Source organism: Shigella sp. SIG3, from assembly GCF_053555855.1.
In genome coordinates, this window is record NZ_JBQZXE010000217.1 from 1 (window position 1) to 2165 (window position 2165).

Sequence of the window (2165 nt, forward strand, 5' to 3'; positions counted from 1 at the left end):
TGATTTTTTTGATTTGTTATTTTTCCACTTTCAGTATGCTAATGCTTGCACCTACTGATTCATCAAAACAATAGTTATGGAGTATTTATGAGTAAGGAATATATGAACGATGATTCATTAAGTGAAAAATGGAAATACCGATTTAATTTTTATGATCAACATGGCTTTCCTGGATTCTGGGGAGCAACACCAGAATATAAAGCAGCATTTAAAGCATTAAAAGTAAGACAACGATTAACTATTCAAATGAATTTCATTGCTTTCTTCTGTTCCTGGATCTATTTATTTGTTCTGGGCTTATGGAAAAAAGCAATTATAGTTCTATTACTTGGCATTCTATCTCTATTTGTTGGTGCATTAATTGGCGTTAACATTCTGGGAATTGCCGTAGCAGCCTATGTTGCTGTTAACACGAACAAATGGTTTTATGAGAAAGAGGTAAAAGGGTTAAATACCTGGAGCCTTTGAATAACAGGTGGCTTAGCCAGGCTAAGCCACCGCCTTCTTTTTACAACCAGTTCTTCCGCTTAAAGTACAGATACGGTGCCAGGCCCGCGAGGATCATAAAGATAATCGCGCCAGGGTAGCCGAAACTCCACTTCAGTTCTGGCATAAACTCAAAGTTCATCCCGTAGCTGGAAGCAACCAGCGTTGGCGGCAGGAACACGACGGATACCACCGAGAAAATTTTGATGATGCGGTTCTGCTCGATGTTGATAAAACCCATTGCCGCCTGCATCAGGAAGTTCACCTTCTGGAACAGGGATTCGTTATGCGGCAGCAGGGATTCGATATCGCGCAGGATTTCACGCGCCTGCTCCAGTTGCCCACCCGGTAAACGCGCTTTACGCACCAGGAAGTTGAGAGCGCGCTGGGTATCCATCAGACACAGGCGAACTTTCCAGCCGATATCTTCCAGTTCCGCCAGCGTGGAGAGCGCCTCGTCGTACTCATCGCCCTGATGCCCTTCCATAATCACCCGGCTCAACTGCTCCAGGTCGCTATAGATATTTTCAATTTCATCTGCCAACTGTTCGATTTTGGTTTCGAACAGATCCAGCAGCAACTCGTAGGCGTTACCGTCTACCATCGACTGGCTACGGGCACGCATACGATACAGACGAAAAGCGGGCAGTTCACGCTCACGCAGAGTAAACAGACGACCATCACGGATGGTAAATGCCACAGTGGAGTTACCGGCGTGATCTTCCGCATCTTCAAAGAAGAAGAAGGAGTGAATATGCAGGCCGTCGTCGTCTTCAAAGAAACGTGCCGATGCTTCGATGTCTTCCAGTTCCGGGCGGGTTGCCAGGCTCTGGCCAAGTTCAGATTGTACGCGCAGTCGCTCGTCGTCGTCCGGTTCGACAAGATCAATCCATACTGCATTTACAAGGGGTTGTGACTCTTCGACTTCCAGCCGGGTCAGTCGGTTATTTTCCAGTTGAAATGCGCTCAGCATGACCGGGACTCCCAATGCTTAAAATATCGGACAGTTCGGTGGGCACACAGAAACAAATTGGGTTTCAGACCATTAAACAGCCTGACTCAGCGCGACGGGAAAAATTGAGGTCGCTGACAACCGCTAAGGCTATCAGCAAAAAGGGATAGCCTTAGGAGTTGATCCTGGATGACAGGATAGTGAGCCAGTATCTACTGGGTGTGTCCAAGGCGAATGTCCTCTTAGAGTGATCGTGCGCGCATGTTACGCCAGCAAAATTTTGCCGTCAACACGCAACAGAACACCACAGAACAATAGTTGAACTTCGCGCTTTTTGGTACTCGTCAAGGTCGCTAACAGGATAAAAAAATCCCACATCCAGGACCTATAATGGCGTATCGGCTACTCATTGGTAAAGGAATGATCACCTTGAATCTCAAACGGATTTTTCTCACCCTCACCTTACTTCCCTTGTTTGCTGTTGCCGCTGATGATTGCGCACTCTCAGATCCGACGCTGACCGTACAGGCGTATACCGTTAATCCTCAAACAGAGCGGGTGAAAATGTACTGGCAAAAAGCCAATGGCGAAGCGTGGGGAACGTTACATGCTCTGCTGGCGGATATTAATAGTCAGGGTCAGGTGCAGATGGCGATGAACGGCGACATCTATGATGAAAGCTATGCGCCGCTCGGTTTGTACATCGAAAACGGTCAGCGGAAGGTGT

Annotated in this window: 3 protein-coding genes and 2 pseudogenes; 3 read left to right on the top strand and 2 right to left on the bottom strand. The window is 47.2% G+C overall.

Features of this window, described 5'->3' with window-relative positions:
- Positions 1-74 (top strand): annotated as a pseudogene (locus ACUU1I_RS20260) (hypothetical protein); the annotation flags it as partial.
- Between the two features lie 13 nt (positions 75-87).
- Positions 88-468 (top strand): DUF2628 domain-containing protein, encoded by a 381-nt coding sequence (locus ACUU1I_RS20265; RefSeq protein ID WP_000032578.1) that lies wholly within the window; start codon positions 88-90, stop codon positions 466-468.
- 40 nt (positions 469-508) lie between these two features.
- Here ACUU1I_RS20265 and corA read toward each other — a convergent pair whose 3' ends face one another.
- Both corA and ysgD read right to left on the bottom strand, forming a co-directional pair.
- Positions 509-1459 (bottom strand): magnesium/cobalt transporter CorA, encoded by a 951-nt coding sequence (corA, locus tag ACUU1I_RS20270; protein ID WP_000947159.1) that lies wholly within the window; start codon positions 1457-1459, stop codon positions 509-511.
- Between the two features lie 151 nt (positions 1460-1610).
- Positions 1611-1667, bottom strand: a complete 57-nt coding sequence (gene ysgD / locus ACUU1I_RS20275; protein WP_211180520.1) for a protein YsgD — start codon at positions 1665-1667, stop codon at positions 1611-1613.
- 161 nt (positions 1668-1828) lie between these two features.
- Here ysgD and ACUU1I_RS20280 point away from each other — a divergent pair.
- A pseudogene (locus ACUU1I_RS20280) lies at positions 1829-2165 on the top strand (phosphodiester glycosidase family protein); the annotation flags it as partial.

Excerpts from the sequence above, each read along its gene's own strand:
- ACUU1I_RS20265 (WP_000032578.1), top strand. The coding sequence starts at position 88 with ATGAGTAAGGAATATATGAACGATGATTCATTAAGTGAAAAATGGAAA.
- corA (WP_000947159.1), bottom strand. The coding sequence starts at position 1,459 with ATGCTGAGCGCATTTCAACTGGAAAATAACCGACTGACCCGGCTGGAA.